This window comes from Ruegeria sp. CDSC051 (genome assembly GCF_059610665.1).
This window is the reverse complement of record NZ_JBXWOC010000019.1, coordinates 1-2,990: the sequence shown is the minus strand read 5'-3', so window position 1 is coordinate 2,990 and position 2,990 is coordinate 1. Positions and strand designations below refer to the sequence as shown.

Annotated in this window: 3 protein-coding genes; all 3 read right to left on the bottom strand. The window is 60.6% G+C overall.

The features are described 5' to 3' along the window. Positions 1-884, bottom strand: an 884-nt coding sequence (gene folD, locus AC2FH0_RS20740) for a bifunctional methylenetetrahydrofolate dehydrogenase/methenyltetrahydrofolate cyclohydrolase FolD (RefSeq protein WP_271952851.1), incomplete at its 3' end; no start/stop codon positions are given. Positions 885-937: 53 nt separating this feature from the next. Continuing rightward, positions 938-1,243 carry a chorismate mutase gene (locus AC2FH0_RS20735; RefSeq protein WP_142640424.1) on the bottom strand — a complete coding sequence of 102 codons (306 nt, stop codon included), beginning with the start codon at positions 1,241-1,243 and terminating at the stop codon, positions 938-940. A 58-nt stretch (positions 1,244-1,301) separates the two neighbouring features. Continuing rightward, positions 1,302-2,978 (bottom strand): formate--tetrahydrofolate ligase, encoded by a 1,677-nt coding sequence (locus AC2FH0_RS20730; RefSeq protein ID WP_496693145.1) that lies wholly within the window; start codon positions 2,976-2,978, stop codon positions 1,302-1,304. Positions 2,979-2,990: the final 12 nt, after the last annotated feature.

Genomic DNA, 2,990 nt, shown 5'->3' with positions numbered 1-2,990 from the left:
GTCAGGCCTTCTGGTTCGGGGAGTTTGTTTGCGCGGCATGCGGCGGTCAGGGTGTTGGCCAGCAGGCATGCGATTGTCATGGGGCCGACGCCACCGGGGACGGGGGTGATTGCTCCGGCGCGTTCGGCGGCGCTGGCGTAATCCACGTCTCCAACCAGCTTGTTCTTGCCGTCGCGTTCAATGCGGTTGATGCCCACGTCGATGACCGTGGCGCCTTCCTTGATCCAGTCGCCGGGCACCATCTCGGGGCGGCCCACAGCGGCGACAACGATATCCGCGCGACGGACAACATCGGGCAGATCCTTGGTGCGGCTATGCGCGATGGTCACGGTGCAGCTGTCGCCCAGCAGCAGTTGCGCCATCGGCTTGCCAACGATGTTCGAGCGGCCGATCACAACCGCATCCATGCCCGACAACGATCCATGATGGTCCCGCAGCATCATCAGGCAGCCCAGCGGGGTACAGGGCACCATCGATTTCTGACCGGTGCCCAGCAGGCCCACATTCGAGATGTGGAACCCGTCGACATCCTTGGCCGGGTCGATCGAATTGATCACCAGATCTTCGTTCAGATGCTTGGGCAGCGGCAGCTGCACCAGAATGCCGTGGACTGCGGGATCGGTATTCAGCTTGTCGATCAGTGCCAGCAGGTCTGCCTCGGAGGTGTCCACATCCAGCTTGTGCTCATACGAGTTCATGCCGACCTCGACGGTCATCTTGCCCTTCGAGCGGACATAGACCTGGCTGGCCGGGTCTTCGCCCACCAGAACCACGGCCAGACCGGGGGTGATGCCATTTTCGTCCTTCAGCTTTGCAACCTGATCGGCAACCTGTGCCCGCACCGTTGCTGCAAAGGCCTTACCGTCGATAACCTGCGCTACCATTCTTCGATCCCTTCTTCCCAAAAACGGATCGGGCGCTTGGGGCGCCCGGTCAGTCAGTCGTTGCCGAGCACACGTTCCTCACGCGCAATCGACCAGTCAATCAGAATGCGCCACAGCGTCTCGGCCAGATCGGGGTCCATCCCCGCCGCCTGAGAGCTGGCACGCACCTTTTGCACCACCTCTTCAACACGATCCGGAATACGGGCCGGCAGGCCCTCGCCCGGCTTCAACTCAGACGCGCGATCAATGTAGCTGGCGCGCCTCACCAGCATCTCGATCAGGTGCCGGTCCAGCTGGTCGATCTGAATCCGCAGATCCTGCATCGTTGCGCAGTCTTGCGGCGGTGTCAGAGTGGGCATCGTGATCTCCTCGTGGCCCGGAGCATTCTCCGGATCACGAGATGTCTTATCTGGCGACTTAGAACAAGCCCTCGATCTCACCTGCGTCATTGAGGCAGATGCTTTCGGCCGCCGGTTTGCGCGGCAGGCCCGGCATAGTCATGATCTCACCACAGACCGCCACGATAAATCCGGCACCCGCGCTCAGGCGCACCTCGCGCACCGGAACCGAATGGCCGGTGGGCGCGCCGCGCAACGAGGGATCGGTCGAGAAGGAATACTGCGTCTTGGCCATGCAGACCGGCAGGTTGCCGTAACCGGCTTCTTCCCATTCACGCAGCTGGTTGCGGATCTTGTTGTCGGCCAGAACCTCGTCCGCGCGATAGATGCGCTTGGCGATGGTTTCGATCTTCTCGAACAGCGGCATATCGTCGGGGTAGATCGGCGCAAAGTTCGCTGTGCCCCCTTCGACGATTTCGACCACCTTCTCGGCCAGCGGCGCCGAGCCTTCCGACCCCAGCTCCCAGTGACGCGACAGAACCGCTTCGACCCCGTGGTCAGAGCAATAGTCTTTCACGGCTTGCACTTCAGCGTCGGTATCGGTGACGAAGTGGTTGATGCCAACCACAACCGGCACGCCAAAGGATTTGACGTTTTCGATGTGACGACCCAGGTTGGCACAGCCCGATTTGACCGCGTCGACGTTTTCCGCACCCAGATCAGCCTTGGCCACACCGCCATTCATCTTCATCGCACGCACGGTGGCGACCAGCACCACAGCCGACGGCGCGATACCCGCCTTGCGGCACTTGATGTTCATGAATTTCTCGGCGCCCAGATCGGCCCCAAAACCCGCTTCGGTCACCACATAGTCAGCAACCTTCAGCGCGGTCTTGGTCGCAATGACCGAGTTACAGCCATGTGCAATGTTGGCAAACGGGCCGCCATGCACAAAGGCCGGGTTGTTTTCCAGCGTCTGCACCAGGTTCGGCTGCATCGCGTCCTTCAGCAGCACCGTCATCGCACCTTCGGCCTTGATGTCGCGGCAATACACGGCTGTCTTGTCGCGGCGATAGGCCACGATGATGTCACCCAGACGCTTTTCCAGATCTTTCAGGTCGTTGGCCAGGCACAGGATCGCCATAACCTCAGAGGCCACGGTGATGTCAAAGCCGGTCTCGCGCGGGAAACCGTTCGATACGCCACCCAAGCTGGCCGTGATCTGACGCAGCGCGCGGTCGTTCATGTCGACCACACGACGCCACGCTACACGGCGAATGTCGATCTCGCACTCATTGCCCCAGTAGATGTGGTTGTCGATCATCGCCGACAGCAGTGAATGGGCGCTGGTGATGGCGTGAAAGTCACCGGTGAAGTGCAGGTTCATCTCTTCCATCGGAACAACCTGCGCGTAACCACCACCCGCAGCGCCGCCCTTCATGCCAAAGTTCGGGCCCAGCGAAGCCTCACGGATACAGATCATCGCGTTCTTGCCGATCCGGTTCAGACCGTCACCCAGACCCACAGTCGTCGTCGTCTTACCCTCACCCGCAGGCGTCGGGTTGATCGCCGTCACCAGAATCAGCTTGCCGTCCTCACGGCCCTGAACCGAATTGATGAAGTCCTGGCTCACCTTTGCCTTGTCATGGCCATAGGGCAGAAGATCAGCAGATTCGATGCCGATCTTCGCACCAATCTCCTGAATCGGCTTCTTCTTCGCCTCACGCGCAATTTCGATGTCAGATTTATAGCTCATTGGGTTTCGGTC

Bases quoted from the DNA above. Each gene is read 5' to 3' on its own strand.
- AC2FH0_RS20735 (WP_142640424.1), bottom strand. From the start codon at position 1,243: ATGCCCACTCTGACACCGCCGCAAGACTGCGCAACGATGCAGGATCTG.
- AC2FH0_RS20730 (WP_496693145.1), bottom strand. From the start codon at position 2,978: ATGAGCTATAAATCTGACATCGAAATTGCGCGTGAGGCGAAGAAGAAG.